This is a genomic window from Enterobacter sp. 01-M-02-SI-ECC (genome assembly GCF_047530595.1).
GTDB lineage: Bacteria > Pseudomonadota > Gammaproteobacteria > Enterobacterales > Enterobacteriaceae > Enterobacter > Enterobacter cloacae_M.
In genome coordinates this window covers 1-15,704 of sequence record NZ_JBLKCZ010000030.1, presented here as the reverse complement: position 1 = coordinate 15,704, position 15,704 = coordinate 1, and the positions used below count along the sequence as shown (strand labels likewise).

General features: G+C 49.6%; 14 protein-coding genes and 1 pseudogene. 5 read left to right on the top strand and 10 right to left on the bottom strand.

What is annotated here, in order from left to right; translation table 11 throughout:
• Positions 1 to 28: 28 nt before the first annotated feature.
• Both ACMWLG_RS22875 and ACMWLG_RS22870 read left to right on the top strand, forming a co-directional pair.
• On the top strand, positions 29 to 520 hold the full coding sequence (locus ACMWLG_RS22875; protein WP_414763039.1) for a MipA/OmpV family protein: 492 nt from the start codon (positions 29 to 31) through the stop codon (positions 518 to 520).
• Positions 463 to 801, top strand: coding sequence for a MipA/OmpV family protein (locus tag ACMWLG_RS22870; protein WP_414763038.1), 339 nt, complete (start codon positions 463 to 465; stop codon positions 799 to 801). Before ACMWLG_RS22875 ends, ACMWLG_RS22870 begins: the two co-directional genes overlap by 58 nt.
• 43 nt (positions 802 to 844) lie before the next feature.
• Here ACMWLG_RS22870 and ACMWLG_RS22865 read toward each other — a convergent pair whose 3' ends face one another.
• Positions 845 to 1,729 (bottom strand): ATP-grasp fold amidoligase family protein, encoded by an 885-nt coding sequence (locus ACMWLG_RS22865; protein WP_231533135.1) that lies wholly within the window; start codon positions 1,727 to 1,729, stop codon positions 845 to 847.
• Between the two features lie 206 nt (positions 1,730 to 1,935).
• Here ACMWLG_RS22865 and ACMWLG_RS22860 point away from each other — a divergent pair, with 206 nt between their 5' ends.
• The gene (locus ACMWLG_RS22860) at positions 1,936 to 2,547 is read left to right on the top strand and encodes a GNAT family N-acetyltransferase (RefSeq protein ID WP_231533134.1); all 612 of its coding nucleotides are present in this window, start codon (positions 1,936 to 1,938) and stop codon (positions 2,545 to 2,547) included.
• A gap of 271 nt (positions 2,548 to 2,818) precedes the next feature.
• Here ACMWLG_RS22860 and ACMWLG_RS22855 read toward each other — a convergent pair.
• The 3 genes and pseudogenes from ACMWLG_RS22855 to ACMWLG_RS22845 form a co-directional block, all read right to left on the bottom strand.
• Positions 2,819 to 3,504, bottom strand: a pseudogene (locus ACMWLG_RS22855) (tyrosine-type recombinase/integrase).
• A 137-nt stretch (positions 3,505 to 3,641) separates the two neighbouring features.
• Positions 3,642 to 4,151 (bottom strand): M50 family metallopeptidase, encoded by a 510-nt coding sequence (locus tag ACMWLG_RS22850; protein ID WP_231533132.1) that lies wholly within the window; start codon positions 4,149 to 4,151, stop codon positions 3,642 to 3,644.
• Positions 4,152 to 4,166: 15 nt separating this feature from the next.
• The gene (locus ACMWLG_RS22845) at positions 4,167 to 4,520 is read right to left on the bottom strand and encodes a hypothetical protein (protein ID WP_231533124.1); all 354 of its coding nucleotides are present in this window, start codon (positions 4,518 to 4,520) and stop codon (positions 4,167 to 4,169) included.
• Positions 4,521 to 5,570: 1,050 nt separating this feature from the next.
• Here ACMWLG_RS22845 and ACMWLG_RS22840 point away from each other — a divergent pair.
• Positions 5,571 to 7,400, top strand: a complete 1,830-nt coding sequence (locus tag ACMWLG_RS22840; protein ID WP_414763037.1) for a hypothetical protein — start codon at positions 5,571 to 5,573, stop codon at positions 7,398 to 7,400.
• Positions 7,401 to 7,570: 170 nt separating this feature from the next.
• On the opposite strand, the gene ppl is transcribed toward ACMWLG_RS22840, so the two are convergent.
• Complete coding sequence (gene ppl, locus ACMWLG_RS22835) at positions 7,571 to 10,258, bottom strand: anti-phage protein Ppl (protein WP_231533123.1); 2,688 nt, start codon at positions 10,256 to 10,258, stop codon at positions 7,571 to 7,573.
• Positions 10,259 to 10,476: 218 nt separating this feature from the next.
• Here ppl and ACMWLG_RS22830 point away from each other — a divergent pair, with 218 nt between their 5' ends.
• Positions 10,477 to 10,767: a hypothetical protein gene (locus ACMWLG_RS22830; protein WP_032676597.1), complete on the top strand. Its 291-nt coding sequence runs from the start codon at positions 10,477 to 10,479 to the stop codon at positions 10,765 to 10,767.
• Between the two features lie 46 nt (positions 10,768 to 10,813).
• Here the strand turns inward: ACMWLG_RS22830 and ACMWLG_RS22825 are convergent, their stop codons facing one another.
• Genes ACMWLG_RS22825 through ACMWLG_RS22805 form a run of 5 tightly spaced genes read right to left on the bottom strand, consistent with a single transcriptional unit; the run spans position 10,814 to position 15,487 of the window.
• The gene (locus ACMWLG_RS22825) at positions 10,814 to 12,355 is read right to left on the bottom strand and encodes a conjugal transfer protein TraG N-terminal domain-containing protein (RefSeq protein ID WP_231533121.1); all 1,542 of its coding nucleotides are present in this window, start codon (positions 12,353 to 12,355) and stop codon (positions 10,814 to 10,816) included.
• A 10-nt stretch (positions 12,356 to 12,365) separates the two neighbouring features.
• On the bottom strand, positions 12,366 to 12,704 hold the full coding sequence (locus ACMWLG_RS22820) for a hypothetical protein (RefSeq protein ID WP_032676594.1): 339 nt from the start codon (positions 12,702 to 12,704) through the stop codon (positions 12,366 to 12,368).
• 1 nt (position 12,705) lies between these two features.
• Positions 12,706 to 14,100: an integrating conjugative element protein gene (locus ACMWLG_RS22815; protein WP_231533119.1), complete on the bottom strand. Its 1,395-nt coding sequence runs from the start codon at positions 14,098 to 14,100 to the stop codon at positions 12,706 to 12,708.
• Between the two features lie 11 nt (positions 14,101 to 14,111).
• Positions 14,112 to 15,083 carry a TIGR03756 family integrating conjugative element protein gene (locus ACMWLG_RS22810; protein WP_064373805.1) on the bottom strand — a complete coding sequence of 324 codons (972 nt, stop codon included), beginning with the start codon at positions 15,081 to 15,083 and terminating at the stop codon, positions 14,112 to 14,114.
• Complete coding sequence (locus ACMWLG_RS22805; protein ID WP_032676590.1) at positions 15,080 to 15,487, bottom strand: TIGR03757 family integrating conjugative element protein; 408 nt, start codon at positions 15,485 to 15,487, stop codon at positions 15,080 to 15,082. The genes ACMWLG_RS22810 and ACMWLG_RS22805 overlap by 4 nt, the downstream gene beginning before the upstream one ends.
• Positions 15,488 to 15,704 lie beyond the last annotated feature (217 nt).

Sequence of the window (15,704 nt, the reverse complement as noted above, 5' to 3'; positions counted from 1 at the left end):
TATAAGCATAATTCATTTCGGGAGTTTTATGAAGGAAATAAAAATTGCCATCGCGACATTAGTTATCTTGTCATTTTCATCGCAGGCAGCATCTGAAAATGCCACGCCATCCGTAACGATTGGACTGGGTGCACAGTATGCTCCGGAATATACGGGGGCTGATAAATATAACACGAACGTATTGCCCTATATTGAATGGAGTAACGACACCTGGTTTCTGAACTCCGAAAAAGGGGCAGGTTATACCCGGCAGTTTGATAATGGTATTTATATTGGTCAGGCTTTAGGATATTCTGCCGGGAGAACTGATAAAGGTAACTCATGGATTCAGGAGGGGTCGAAGAAACTGAAAGGCATGGGGAAAATCAAGCCTGCATTAACAAGTACGACTACTGCTGGATGGTGGGTAACCCCCTGGGTCGGTTTTGAAGGAAATATTATTGCACCACTGACAGACAGGGTATGCAGTATAACGTTAAAGTCAATCTCGTCATCTTTAATAATGATACAGATACGCTGACAGTTAGTTCGGAAGGTAAATACGGTGACGCGCGATTTAATAATACCTGGTTTGGTGTTAATGAAAGGCAAAGTACGAATTCAGGCAACAGAAAATACAATGCCGGAAGCGGAATAAGCAGTATTGATTATACTACTAACTGGCAGCATGCTTTCACTGATTCCTGGTCAGGATATGCTGATTTTCGTTACACCACTCTATCTAACCGTGTAAACAGAAGCCCGATTGTTAAAAAGGATGATTACATCACTTTTACTATTGGTGCATTATATAATTTTTAAGCGCTGGCATCAGTTATCTGACGGCATTGTGCCGCCAGATAATTTAAAGCACCCACAACCGGCCAAGCTTTGCGTCCCATTCTGGAGGATTAAACTTTAGCTGACCGCTTTCTGGTGTCAGTGTGATTTCACTAAAAAATATCGCGTCATCAGATGCCATAAAGTCCAGACGGCAATAGTCAAAATCAATAGCTATCTTACTGGCTAACCTAAGCATTTTATTGAAGGATTCTGGCCTGTCGATTGGGTTCGGTGTGTTGGCATACCCCAGAGTAAATGACTGCAACTCCCATTCTGGGTTATAGATGTTTACATACTCATTGCCATTGCCCGATGTGAAGTCGACCTCAATAATGTGTGGTCTGCCATGGAAACAATGTATTCTGAACATTTCTGGTGTGGTATCCCGCGATTTACCACGAAACAACTCTACTTTTTCTTCAATTAAGATATGCGGCTTTATGTTTTTGTACTGCCATTCACGGTTTGTGTAATACGGATTTCTTTTGAGATGCTGTTTAAAATGACGCATGACATTTTCCAGATCAAGGTCATATTTATTATTGCATATTATTGCGCTTCCACTGTCATGATTGCACTTCATAACGAAACTCAGTGGAAGTCTGCTAAATTCAATTTCTTCTGGCTTTTCGAAAACGCCCAATAAAGGAACAAGATACTCACGACCAATGGTAAGTTCAACATAATCGCGCACGGAAATTTTATCTGCGACCAACGTAAAAAAGTCACTTCGCTGATTAACCATTCTGTAATTTATTTTTTCGTTTAGCGTTTTCGGTGATGTCAGGTCGACTTCTTTACCAAAAATTTTTTTGAATTTTTTCCTGCGATACTCTTCATCGCTAACGAAGAGTGTTCTGAAAACCTTAAACTGATACTCAAACATTTTTAATTTACTTAAAAACATGATAATAAACCCCAGGATAAATGAAAGAGACAATTTAACCTGCGCTTGTCAATTCTCAGTCAAGAAACTGCGGAGAAACCGTTAAGATCGGGAGATATTTTCGTAAACATACGTAAATATTAAAAAATGGCGATGAGAAAATCACGTCCCCGTTTATTATAAGTCAGCCACAACATTTAACAAACAGGATTTCATAAGAGTTGAGCATGGACATAACCATTAAAGAAGTTCAAAAGAAAGACTATCGCAGAGCCAGACAGTTTGCTATTTCTGGCATGCATCTCAGCTGGTACACATCAAGCAGGCTGCATCTTTTATTGTACATACAACACTACTGGAATTATGAGTTATTACATGCAACTCATCTTATGGGAGCTTATTCAGGGGACAAGCTTTACGGTGTACTTATAGCAAAAATGAACGATCAGCCAGCAATCTATAGTTCCATTTTGCGGCAGATTTTTGTTGCGATACTAGAATGTATAATAAGCAATTTATACGGTCATTCCGGTGCGGAACTGGACAAACTCAATATGGAAATGTTACAGAAAAACCCACATTACTCTCAATTCGATGGGGAAATTACTTTTTTTGCCGTCGCCCCTGAAACGAAAGGAGCTGGAATTGGCACCCTCCTGCTTAAAGAGCTTGAGGACAGGGAAAAAGGAAAAAAAATTTATCTTTTCACCGATACGGGTTCCACGTTCCAGTTTTATCAGAAAAGAGGTTTTCAGGAGGCTGGCAAAAAGAGAGTGCACCTGAAAATAGGCCCACGAACCCTGGAGGTAACGTCTTACCTATTTTGTAAAAGGTTGTGATTTTCTTGAAGACAGACTCAACAACACTCTCACTACGCCTTGATTTCTGCTGCGGAGATTTATTCTAACTATTTTCTGTCATTAACAATCTGAACGATGTCTGCATAACCACAGCCTTGACGGATCTAAAGATCTTCTGTGTGCCAAGAGGGCATGGCTAAGTCCGCACCGCATCTATTATTGAGGAGCGCGTCACTCAGCTAAATCTGTTTGACGAGATACAGCCGCGCGCTTCGATTAGATAATTCTGGCTGAACTGTATAGTGCCGGTTTACCCCACATGTTGAGTAATCTGCTTCCTCAAACTTACTGCTTCATCTGTAGGCATCTGAAAATGAACACGGTGTCTGGCAGCGACATCAAGGGCAAACACCTTCGTGTACACCTCCGTCGAGCTTACCGACTTATGACGCAGCACCTTCAGCGGAATACCGGCGTACAGCTTGTGCATGGCATAGGAGTGACGGAACGTGTGAGGCATCACCGGCACGGAGAACGTCACGCCGTCGGCCGCAGCGGCTTAAACCGCTTCATTCACCCATGTACTTGCCGTCCGGTCGGTGATCTCCCAGATGCGTATCTTTTCCATTCTGCCGGTACGTTTGTTTTTACGCTCTAGCGGAATTTTCAGGCTAGCCACTAACATCTGCAGCTGGCTGACGTACTGATTATCTGAGAGGGGAACCAAGAGATGTACCTGACTGTCGGCTAACGCACGCCCTGCTGTTCTGGCCGCTTTTTCCGTGCGCTGCTTGAGAGTGGCCAACTGTACAAACGCCAAGGCGGCGTCAAAGAAAAATCGCCCCTCGTCAGCGCCTGCGCTTCGTTGATGCGCGCGCCGGTGTTCCAAAGCGTCTCTAGCAGCATTCTGCGGTGCAGATCCGGGACATAATGGAGTAACGCGCTCACTTCCGGCGCCAGCAGGTATTTCGGCAGTTCGACATACAAAAGAGCCATCTGACGCAGCGCCAGCGCCGCCGGATAGTCGATAGCCACAGCTGTGACTGGGCAACATATTCGCTTGGCAGACCAAGAAAAGACATCTTCATCAACATTCCTTTCAACTAAGTAGATGGAACTCGTGTAACAGTTGCTCAGGAATTCAGGACTTTCCGCCCCTGAACTATGGCATGCAGATGCTTGAGAACTTTCTGACCATCTGTTTCCATCATGAAGGGATTTAGGTTAACCAGAGTCAGTATCATTACAATCAACCCGGCAATGACCATTAGTGGCTGAATACCGGTAAGAGTAAAAACTGGTACTGACAGAATCACGGGCAATAATGGACCAGCCAGCGCCGCCGCCATAACTTTCCACCTGGGGGCGTCATTCGCATAGTGGTAACTCACACCTCCGTCCGGAAAAAGCAATCCAAACTTCAGGATAAGTCTGCCCCTTTTGAACCGGAACAACATAGGTTTCCCCACTTGAAAGCGCGTTACCCGAGTTCCCAGGCACATGGCCATAAGGGCATGTCCGGATTCATGAATAAATGCGTAAATAAAACTGAAGAGATATAAATAAACTGGCAGCATCCATCCAAGACTATCAACGATGTAATGCAGATATTCAAAAGAGAGCAATGGAATGTCTTTAATCATAAATCCCGCCCGCCATTAAATTTGTTTAGCAGCAGCTTTTGCAATTTCATCCACCGCTTCTCTGACCGAAAAGGACAAACTCTGCTTCGGCGAGAAATGTACCCAGTAGCACAGGTGTGATGCCCAGGTCTGACCGTTCTGTCGCGGCTCATAATCCACACTGAAGGCATAGATAATCCTGCCATTAAGATCAAAGCTGGTCACTTCGCAGTAACGCAGATAAAGCTCGCGTAATTCATCAAACAATTCTCCCTCTTTCAGCGGGCCCACTTCTTTGACTGTTTCACGCTGATCCATGAAATGCCCCACAGCTGCTTTTTTGGAAGAAAACTCCCTTCCCTTGATAATCACCTTAGTGGAACGCCCCATCCTTAGCTCCTTAGTTGTTACGCTGCTTTATTGAGAAATCCCGCAACCCGTTTTCATATACATCCGAAAAACACAACCGTACTGATAGCTTCTTCTCTATCGTGTAGATTCAGATCCATAGCTTGATCCGGTATAGGGAACAAAGCTGGTCTTAACGACCAATCGACCCGGGACCAACCGTAAGTTAACGGGGGGCAAATCTGACGAGCGATAATGACCCCATTCGTATCCAGGATCAGCCGCTCAGTCATCCTGACATCATCGTCGTCAGTCGGGAGGTCTTTCCAGCAAATCCAGGCCTGTGTGTATTCGTCTGCGATCAGATCATCTATCAGTTCTTCAGCTTCCAGTAACCTAATCTCCTTAATTAAAACCGATCAAATAATCCCTGACCGCAATCATCACCCACTGACGCGCCTGTCCGTCACGCCTGATGACTTTCACTTCCGGTATGGTTTATAGGTTAATTATAAGCAACCATATAGGCACTTCATTAAATTACCGGGTGCCCGTTTTCGGGAGATCCGATTTTCTGCCAGATAGTAACTTTCCGGAAGTGTACCACGGTGCTGGAATAAGCGTAGCGACCTTTTCCGATGCTGAGCGTCCGGTCACCATCAGGGCGCAGAACACAACATATAGCGTCATACTCAGTTGGTTAAGACGCTACATGTTGTCAAAAAGGTTGATGAGCGGCCGGTGACGATCAGGAGATCCGGAACATGCTTTTTTCGGATCGAAGGGAAACAGAACATTGCATAATCAGAGACAAAATCGGAATACAATGCAATTTTAGCAATGATGTAATACTGTGAGCTTTACAACCTGCAATTTCTAGGAGTGCCAAGGTGAAACAAGGATCCCGGACTGCTGAAAAAAAAGCCACCAGTAAGGGTGGCTTTCTGAATATGAGGCCCTGAGCCTTCCCGGGACTGAGCCACTGACAGAAGGGAGAGCCGTTTTTTTCGGTGACATCCCCCGCATGGCGGCAGATGATTTAAATATGGTATGAATGAATCATAACTCACTGTACAAGAGATTTCCAGACCTATGCGTATCGACCGACGTCTGAACAGGGACGTGCTTACCGAGCGTCAGCTCTATTTTACTGAATGCTGGTCCAACTTCTGCCATAAAAACAGCCCGGATACGGACCGTGTCGGATACAGCAATCCACTCAACACAATCCGCGAACTGCTGTTTCTTTACGAAATGGAAGATCGTTTCAGTGCCGATAAAATAAGACTCCGGGTGGCCACAGAACTGCTCGAGTTACTCGAGACCGATCAAGTTCTCAGGAGAGAGGCATTTGAGGACATCCCCGCTCAACTGGTGAGTCTTCTGGACAGAGATCTGCTGGTTGACCCCACTCGCAGCCCGGTGGAAAAGCGTCCTCGTCTTATCTGTAGCCTCTGCGTACAACTGGCGGATATCACCGAGGCCAGTTATATCACTGAGGCTCTTGAGATGCTTGAACAGGAGCTGTTTACAGAGCACCCTCTGGATGAAAACTGTGCGCGGGATATTTACGCACTGACGAACGGGGTCATGAGTGTGCTCCTCACCCGGGGAATGACGCTTACGGAATGTTACTTGCTGTATATCAATATTTTCAGAAATGTGAGTACTGAACCGGACGCTTTCCGGACCGCCTTTCACTCGTTCCGGCAGAAACTGGTAACACCTACCCGGGACGTAACAGTCCGGATGTTTATTATCAGTGAGAAACTGCACACCCTGCTTAACACGCAAGGACCCACACTGCAGTTCAACGGATGTGTGTTCCGGCCACTTGATGAAGCCCGACAACGCTTCTCCCTCTCTGTCGATATACCAGTTTGCTCAATGTCTGACACATCTGCCCGTAACATGGCCGGTCAGATGCTTCGTGAATCCCTGGATGTTATTGCCTACATGGTGGGTAAGGGAGATATCACCGTCCAGAAACAGTTCATGATAATCAGGGATGAAGACGAAGCCGAAGTGCCGCGCTTCGATAATGAAATCGAGGCAAACTCGGACCGGTTAACAGACGAGGAGTTTGCGCGCTTTATGGTGGCGATGAACCGGCTATTCACAGATACACCGGATGTGTCCCGTAAAAAAATCAGCTCCGTATTTCGGTTTTTCCGTAACGGTATTGAAAGCCAGGTTCAGGAGAGTCGTTTCACCGCTTACTGGTCGGCACTTGAATCATTAACGCTAGGGGTTGCCCCTGGCACACCATCTCATGAACAGCATGTCATCAGCGTTGTGGCTCCCTGCATGGTGCTGGATTATATTGTTAAACAGCTTTTTTCACTAAGAAAAGTACTTCGCTTCATCCTGCGAGAACCGGGACACCCCTTGCGCACACCAGACATTGCCTCACTTCCGCTGGGGCAGCTCTATGCCCTTCTTAAAGATGCAGACCGGGCCCGTGAGCTTCAGGCAGATTTACAGCACTTTCCATATGTCATGTACCGAGTGCGTAAGCTTGCCGGGATCTGTGCGTCACCCGAGAAAATGGCGGATAAACTGCAGCAGCATGCAGAGAAAGTCACCCGACATCTTCACCGCCTGTATCTGCTGAGAAACACCATCGTGCACAATGCAGGCACCAGCCCGCACATTGACCTGCTGACGGTGAACCTTGAACACTATCTGCGGGCAACCATCAGCGCGTTGTTTAATATTGTGGTGATCCACCCAACCGTCAGTACCGCTGAGGAGGCATTTACCCGGTGCCAGTTTACCAGTGAGTCAGTTTTCAGGGAACTGAACCCCCTTCACGGAATCACTGAAAAAAAACTGTACACAGCCATTGATAATCAGCTGAAAAATGGGACGCTTTCCCGTAGCGATGCACTTCTGATTGCATGGCTCAATGCTCACCACTGACACTCTGGTGATGGCTGTCAGGGGAAAGGGTAACTCACAGGCCTCATTGGCCCCCATCATGCTGCCTCCAACAGCATGATGGGGGCCAATGTTCGGGTTTTCAAACACTCAATGGCACGCAGGTGCTACTCTTCTGACACGTCTGTCTGCCCTAGGGATGGTACAGTTTCTCAGCTTAGTATCCGCTCATAACGGGAACGGAATGCTTTTTCCCCTCCCTCCATTTGTCGGCAAATCAGCGCCTTCACCGGCGTCTCCTGAAGCGCTCCACAAAGCCCCGGGTACAGGCCAGAGCGGTCGTGTTGCATACTGATAACGTATTCCGCATCACCATTGACGACTATTGGGGCAGAATGCGACACGATAATCAGCTGCCGGCGTTTCTTGTTTGCCATGATGGCAGGGATAACGCTCATGCTTAGCATCAGGCAGTCCAGGTCGTCTTCTGGTTGATCCAGCAGAAGTGGATCGGTGCCATACGACAACAGGAACTGCAACATGCTCGCCCCTTTTTGTCCCGGTGAGGCAGAGGAAATGTCTTCCATTCCTCCCCCGGGTGTCTGGTAACGAATGTGGATCCCGTCATCCGGATACCAGCATTGCAGGGCATCCAGTTGCGCTTCATTCAGACCTTTAAGGCGATTTCTGAAAGCACCGTGAAGCTCTGCCCCGGCGCCCGGCTCCTCGCGATTGATAGCAAGATGCAGCGCTTTAAGCTTATCCAGCTCAAGATATTTGCTTTCCGTAGCCGCTGGCATCGGACTGTACGGACGCAGACTGATAAAGCCGTGAAGCAGCCCGCTTCCGTCACCATTATCATAGATACGTTCGGCAAAGTTGCCGATGCCGGTTACCGCCTGATAGCCAGATACAGTGTCTTCATACGGGGCACAGAGCGGCAGAATTTTTATTTCCAGCGCGCTGAGAGACAGGGAGGACAGAAACGCCTTCCGCTTTTCGGTCAGTACCATACGGTGGTTACGCATTTCAGCCAGCAATTCTGCGGACTTCGCTGCGGAGGCAGCAATCGTCCCGTCAAGATCGGCGTAATTTCTCAGCTCCGATTTCAGCGACTCGCAACGTGTCATCAGCTCATCGAGGACATTCGGATTGAGCCCCTGCTCCCGTAACGCAATAGCCTCACGTTGTACGGTTTCCTCCTGGTTGCGGACCACCTCTTCCAGTGCGAGAAGAGAGGGCTCCTGCCTGATGGCATCGAGTTCCGCGGCATAGTCTAACAACAGCGTGTCAAGACGCTGTTCATATTGTTGCTGTACGTCCGAAAGACGCGTCATAAATGCTGTCAGTGGTGCAGACGCCTCCACCTGGAGAACCGGGACTTGTACTGACTCTTCCGCCTGCGCCCTCAGGCCAGCGACACGCTGTTCATGATGCTCCAGAGGAAGAGTCGCCGCAGACAGTTCAGCCCGGGCCGTGGCCAGACGGGTGCAAACTGGATAGTACGCACTGGACCGCAACTGACTGACGGCCCGTTCAGCATCAGACAGCTCCCCCTGCAGTGTGCCCGCGATCGTCTGGCTGGCCAAGTGACCACGCAGCGTGATTTGCTCATTCAGATATTCTCTTTCCAGTTGATCCCAGCGCTCTTTCCAGGCACGTTTGTTGACCACCGGACTCTCGTCACAGACGCGCAGGAATGCCCCTGTGTCCGACGCCAGCTCGTAGAGCATTTTCTGGCTGTATATCGAGAGGGGAAAACGGTCTGCTGACCAGTGATTGTCCTGCACCCACTGACCTTCGCTGAAGATATGCAATTCATGACGACCACCGGGCCGCCAGCTGAGCCTGAAATCGGTGCCTTCTTTGCGGAATACACATTCGATGAAAGAATCCGCCTCCATGCCCATCCCCGTCTGACTGAACTGGCTCAACTTGTTGCTTTGAGACACAGTCAGTCCTTCGGTTTTTCGCATGGCCAGACGGATACTTTCGATAAGCGTGGACTTACCACTGCCCCGGGAGCCGATCACCGCGTTGTAAAACGGACTGAACTCGACGGAGGCCCCATTCTGGTCCGCCGGCCGGCAAAGTCGGGTCCTGAATGTCAGGCTTCGCAAATGTGAAGCTGGTGCCTCCGGAGGATTATCATCGAACAACACGCAGTTTTCCGGATCGAGTAATGCATGCCTGAGACCGTCAAAATCAGGCGCGGACATCTTCAGCCAGCAAGTGCGCACTCCCGCTTGTTCAGGGTGGTGCGCATCTGATCCCCGGAGCCATGGCAAATCCGCAATCAGACGCCGGTGAGTCCCGTTCGTAATATCCTCCTCCCTGTGTCTGATCTCCACAGCATGAGGGTTTGCCTGAAAAGCGGCCGCCAATTCCCCCTGATTAGTAAGGCTTGTCAGAACGCCTTTCGCTGCATCAATGTGTGCGAGGATACAAATCGCTTCCGGGTTACGACGGATATTACTGATGATGCCCGCAGGTCCCAGCTGGAGCACAAGCTGATGATTGGGGGTTTCACGCGGAATAGGGAAGTTGTTGTTGCACTGGGCCAGGAGCCGTTCCACCTCGGCACTGGTGCTCTGGGTGTGCAACACTGCGAGGATATGGACGTTGCCGGTGGCCGTGAGCTCCACCCCCGGAAACAGAGTCAACGGCCGGAAGTCTGCCAGTTCACCGGAACTGGCGTCCCGGGACATGTTCGCCAGTTCCGCTTTCAAAACGTCAATCCAGGCCCCACTGTTATGGTCACTAATGACAACACAGTCGACCTGCTGTCGCATGTAAGCCAGCAGCCATTCCCGGGGCTGGAGATCCGGTACTCTGTAGTCATCTGAGGCCGGGGTATGGTTATGAAAATCAAATTTAAACCAGCGTGATCCTACCGTCATTGTTTCTTTTCCATGTGATGCCAGAAGTCATCCCACTATAGAAGCATTCACCTAGTAATCCAGAAACATTTCGTCATATATTCTTATGTTGCGGGCTGGAGCTCGCCGCCAAAGAACGCGCAGGTGAGCCGATACCCTCCCCCAATAGCGCTTTATAATTTGCGTGTAAAGGGGATTTTTAGTAGCTTATTTATTAGACAAAATGAGGAGTCATTGCCATGAGCGAAGACGGTTTCAATAAAGATGACCTAAGCAGCACCTTTGCGCGCTTCACCACAAAACGCCGCAATATCGTTTGTGATGAGTCCAAGTTAAAGCGGAAAAAACCTGAGCCAATTGCACTAACCAGTGCAACCAATGCATGTGGAACCTCCGTACTCGATGGTATAGCAAATATTCTGACCATAACTCCCGAACGTAAAAAACGAAATGACGAATGGAGAGCACGTTGGGAAGAAGAAAGGGCTGAATGGGCAGATCAAGATAGGAAATGGACTGATAATAGATGAACTGCGCGTTTCAAATATCGCGCAGTCCTCTATAGAATGAATACTACTATTTGAAGCTTCCTTTTATAGCTCCCCCGACTTTATCTGTAACAATCTGCTGAGCTCCTCTTCCAGCCTCGGCTCCCGCCTGCTGTGGTTGAGAACCACCTTTTTCTAATCCAGTAGTTATTGCTGTTCCCAAATTAACGCCAATCCAGCTAAGCATTCCTACCCAAAACGCGGGAAATACCAAGTACATCATCCCCAGAACCAGGTTCATAATCCATCCATCAGCCGTTGAACTAAAGAAAGCCGCGAAAGGCACCGAGCTGTTTGCAATCCCCTGCTCAGCCATATTGTCATAGAGGATGGTGATCAATCTGTCATCAAGCCAGCCTGCCAGCTCCCACCAAAACGTGATGAACTGAAGAGCGAACAATGCGAACGAGATAGTAAAAATAGTTTTCGGATCGTAGGCGCTGAACATCAGTAATGCCGGTATGACCGTGATTACCATCATCAACAATAATGCCTGAATCATTGGCAATGCCTGTTTCAATGCATCAAAACCAGGTAACGCTTCGACCTGTTTCAGTCCAAGACCAATAGACGAGGTAAGGCGTGTAAGATTACCAACTACTCCGGTGGTTGTATCGCTACTGCCAACAGCATAAGTGGTACCGCCCCCGGACAGATCTGCGTTACGTGGGCTGACAAGCCAGCGTAGGGCGATTTCTTCCCACTGCTGTCCAGGGAACTGGCGCTGCACCTCCTTACGTGTGTTATCACTAAAGCTGGCCAGAACTCGTTTGCGAAGCCCGGAAGTACCATCGGACCACCACGTCTTACATGTTGGATATCCACCTGCACCTGTATCTGGATAGCCACTGTCCCGGCTACTGTTGTAAGGCCACTGGCTACGTGGCGTCATAGCCGTGTAGTAGTCATAATATCCGGAAGTATTCAGGAAGTAGCTGCTACCTATCCAGCCCACGGAGTTGATGGTGGCATCACTGAGCTGGCTGTTGCTGTTTTTCAGTCTGAAATATGCTCTCGAGTAACATTGATCTGCAAATTCCTGGACCTCCTGCAGCAACACAGGATCACGCAGTTTCGTGTTCTGAACGTCAAAACGCATCTGTCGCAAATTCGTACCGCATGGGATTGACGCAATCATTGCCTGCGTTGTGCCCTTCGACATCATATGCAGGAGATACCACCATACTGGAACCTCGGCCGTACGACCGTCAAAATCATTAACGAGTCCCTTGTAGCCAGAATTCTGTGGTGTCGGCACACTGACGCCGCACTGTTTAGCGCGCGAACTGTCGAACTTGATCGTGCTGATATCCACCGGCAACAGTGGAATGCAGCAAAAGAGCATCACAAGATAAGACACATACAGTGCATGTTCGATTCGCGGAAGGGCAAGAAGCCCTTTGTTCCCCTCGTCAGCCCCCTCCTCCCTCACTTTCAGCCAGACGCCAAGAACCCTGACCACCAGTGGCAATGCAAAAAGGCCCGTATTGCTGAGAATGCTCCACATAGCATTGTTCATTACCCAGCCAAAGAGAACGAGAAAATATTCCAGAAAACTGTTTGCGGTCATCGTCCTCTCCTTACACAGCGCTTGTCCAGGCCACATATTCTGTGGCTACCAGGAACAACACCCCCATCAGTTCCATACGTACAAGACGCGGACGTCCGTCCGGCCAACGGATTAATGCCTGTGGGCGTACCTTCAGTATCCAGGCGGTAATAAGGCAGCCATAAAGAACCAGTCGCCAGGCAAACAGTCCCCATCGGCTGTCATGCAACCAGCGCCGTGTGATGTGTCCATCAGGGTCGTAAGCCATAAATACCGCTGCGATAGCAAACATGCTGGCCGTCATCAACAGAATGAGCAGCACCATAAGGAGAATGCGGCCAATATGGCCGCTGAGCGGGTTAAGTCTCATATCAGTTTGCTCCGGAAGACTGAGACTGGCCCATCTGGCTGAAGCCCTGGTCCTCGTTACCGGCTTTCTGCTGCAGACGGTTATCCTGATTCCTTGTTCCCTGCCGTTCCAGTGCCGTAAGCAGACTGTTATTGCTGATAGATTTGCGTAACTCCATCTCATTACGTAGCGCCGTCAGCTCGCGATCGAGGGCATCGATGCGGCGATCACCCTCGGCAATAGCTTCCGGCTGCTCTGCAGCATTAGGTTCGGATTCACCGGTGGTGAGCATCCTGCGCATTGTTAGCGCGGTTTCAACGGTATCGGACATCGCCAGTTCGCCGGCAAGCCGCTGAACCAGGGCCGCTTTGTCAGGATCGTCACGTAATGCCTGAATTACCCCGCGGGTGACAACCAGACTGCCGGTTTTCAGTGCGGAAAGGTTATCAGTGGTGGGCTGCAGTTCACCACTAACCAGCTTACTAAGCTGCTCCAGATTCTCTTTCGTGGCATCCTCAAGGATGGGAGAAAAGCCAGTACCAGCGACAGCACTGCCCGGCTGGTTATCGGTTCCACCACTGGTACATTCACTGGTTTCCCGGCAAGTCCTGATGGAACGATCACCAAGCACTTTAACAACGGCCGCTGCGGCCTCTTCAGAAGATTTATAACGTTGGCATGCGGTACCATTGCAGCTCGAGGAGCCGACACTGCTGTTACTGGTCACTGGCAAATTGTTCATCATGTTATAACCAGCTTTGGCCAGATCCCGAGTGGGCTGAATTGCGGGCTGCCCCTTACCGCCCCTTTTCTGACCACCGACCCACGTCACACCTTCCTCTCCAGTTGCTTTTTGCAGTTTCTGGTCGCTGGAAACCGCATCGCCGCCACTTGTGGCCACAATATCTTTGTACTCTTCAGAGACAGCTACCTGCTGCCATTTATTGCCAATGGTATAATCAGCCAGCTTCTTCGACATGCTCTGACAGTTCAACATCGCTTTATCAAAGCTCAAACCGGCCTGCAGAACGCCATTGGTGAGCATTTCATACAGCCCGGGGTTTGCGCGCTGAATAGCCATTGCCGGCATACTCATGACAGCACCAGTCGCCCCCTGAATCACATTCCCCATCAGATCCTTAAACCCGCTGGTAATACCATTCAGCTGGTTGCCAACGGTTGTTTTGATGTCGAAATTGCCACACATCAGATCACTGCTAAGGCCACCATTAATGCCTATCCTGGACATATTGTTACGACTGGGCGGGGGTGAAATAACCGAACCGCCACCAATAGAATAAAAGAGCCCATCGCTGATAGCGTTACCGCTAACTGACGCCCCCGATGAAGACAAAGAGATATCAGCTGCCATTGCCGGCAGCGAGGCAAAAACCAGTAAAAGTCCTGCTTTTTTCATGTTCTGAACCTTTATGAGAAATCGGTGCTGGAAAGGAACGTCTGGCCGCGACGTTTGCAGCAGCTGTACGGTTGCCACAATGCCCAGGCATAGTTACCGTCCTGGGCTATCTGGCCATTGGTGTCGGGAAACACTGCACAGGTCTGGGACAACTGAGGCGAAAGTCGCTGCCATTTGTGGTTTTTCGTGCCGGTATTTTCTTTTACTGGCTCGGGTGGCCAGTAACCCGGGGACTTCTGTCCCGTAAGGGGGTTGTAGACGTGGAGCTGGCCGGAGCGGGTAATGACGTCAGCGACACGCTGAACTACAACCGCTGCTGATTTGTAACTGTCTGTCTGGGTGACAAACCCGCTACGTGGATAAACGTTCCCCCACATATTGCCGGATGTGGTTTCCCCGATTTCTCGTTGCCCGGGGATGAGTGCTTCGGGATAAAGGGTCTCCGGGACACCCGTTCGCCAGACAAGAGCATCCAGTGAGCTATTGAAATAGGGCATGAAAGGAGTGGCAGCGCTGTCGCATGAATAGCCCGGCACCATACCGCCAATAACTTTCGTAGCTGGATGGCCATAGGCGTCACCGTAATAGAAATGCAGGTTCTGCTTACGCTCCCCGGGAGCTTTCATCTCCTGACGACCGCCCCCCGTACTCACGCCCGTCACACTTTCCAGCAGGGAACCTTCAGCACCGCTGGCGGCGTTACTAACTGTGGACATTTCAGTCCAGGGGTTATCTCCGGGGTTGAGGTAAGCCGATACCACAGCCTCCGGAATGAAATGTGTCACTTTTACCGAGGTTTTCACCGTGCAACCAAATGGGGTACACAATAACCAGTAGCAGATACCACTGACACGCCAGCTGATACAGTCTGTACTTGCCGCGCTGGCCAGAAGATTCGCTGTATTGACGCTGGCCATGGTGCCGGAACAAACCAGCAATGTGGCGATCGCCAGTCGACGTGGGCGGAAGGAGAAAGATTTCATCGGTTCTTCTCCTTCCAGGCAGCGAGCTGACGGGTTGCCTCGTTGACATCAGTCGTACCGTAGACAACAAAGACGTCATCAAAAACCACAGCCGGGTATTTTTCCAGGCCGAGGGACCAGGCATGAGTGACACCCGCATAAGCTTCCGCCAGTTGTTGTTGCTGCTGCCGGAAATTCGGGGAAGAGATCACTGCCCGGGCACGTTGTTCTGCAAGAACGGGATCGGCAGATAACTGACCGAAAATGTCCGCCTGTGCACGTTCGGGCGCATCGAGCTCAACAACGGAGACATCCGGACCAGGATTTGCTGCTATGGCATGAGAGGAGTCGGTATATATCACTGTGCCGGCACTGGCACCGACGGAAAGGAACAGTGCTGCCAGGCAGCAAAATGGCATTTTCATGAAAAACACTCCCTGAGTGTGAAAAACCTATTCAGGGTGCGTTCTCTTTAAGGAGGGGTCAGTAATTAATTCTGACGTGAAAAATGATAATTAATCTTGCCCTGGTAATTCATCATCTGTAAGCGTCGTCTGAGTACCGTCTGGTCCCGAATCCAGGATCCTGTAACTTAAGCACCCACTTATTTTGCAGGTGGACACCTCATGCGCGCTAAAGAAA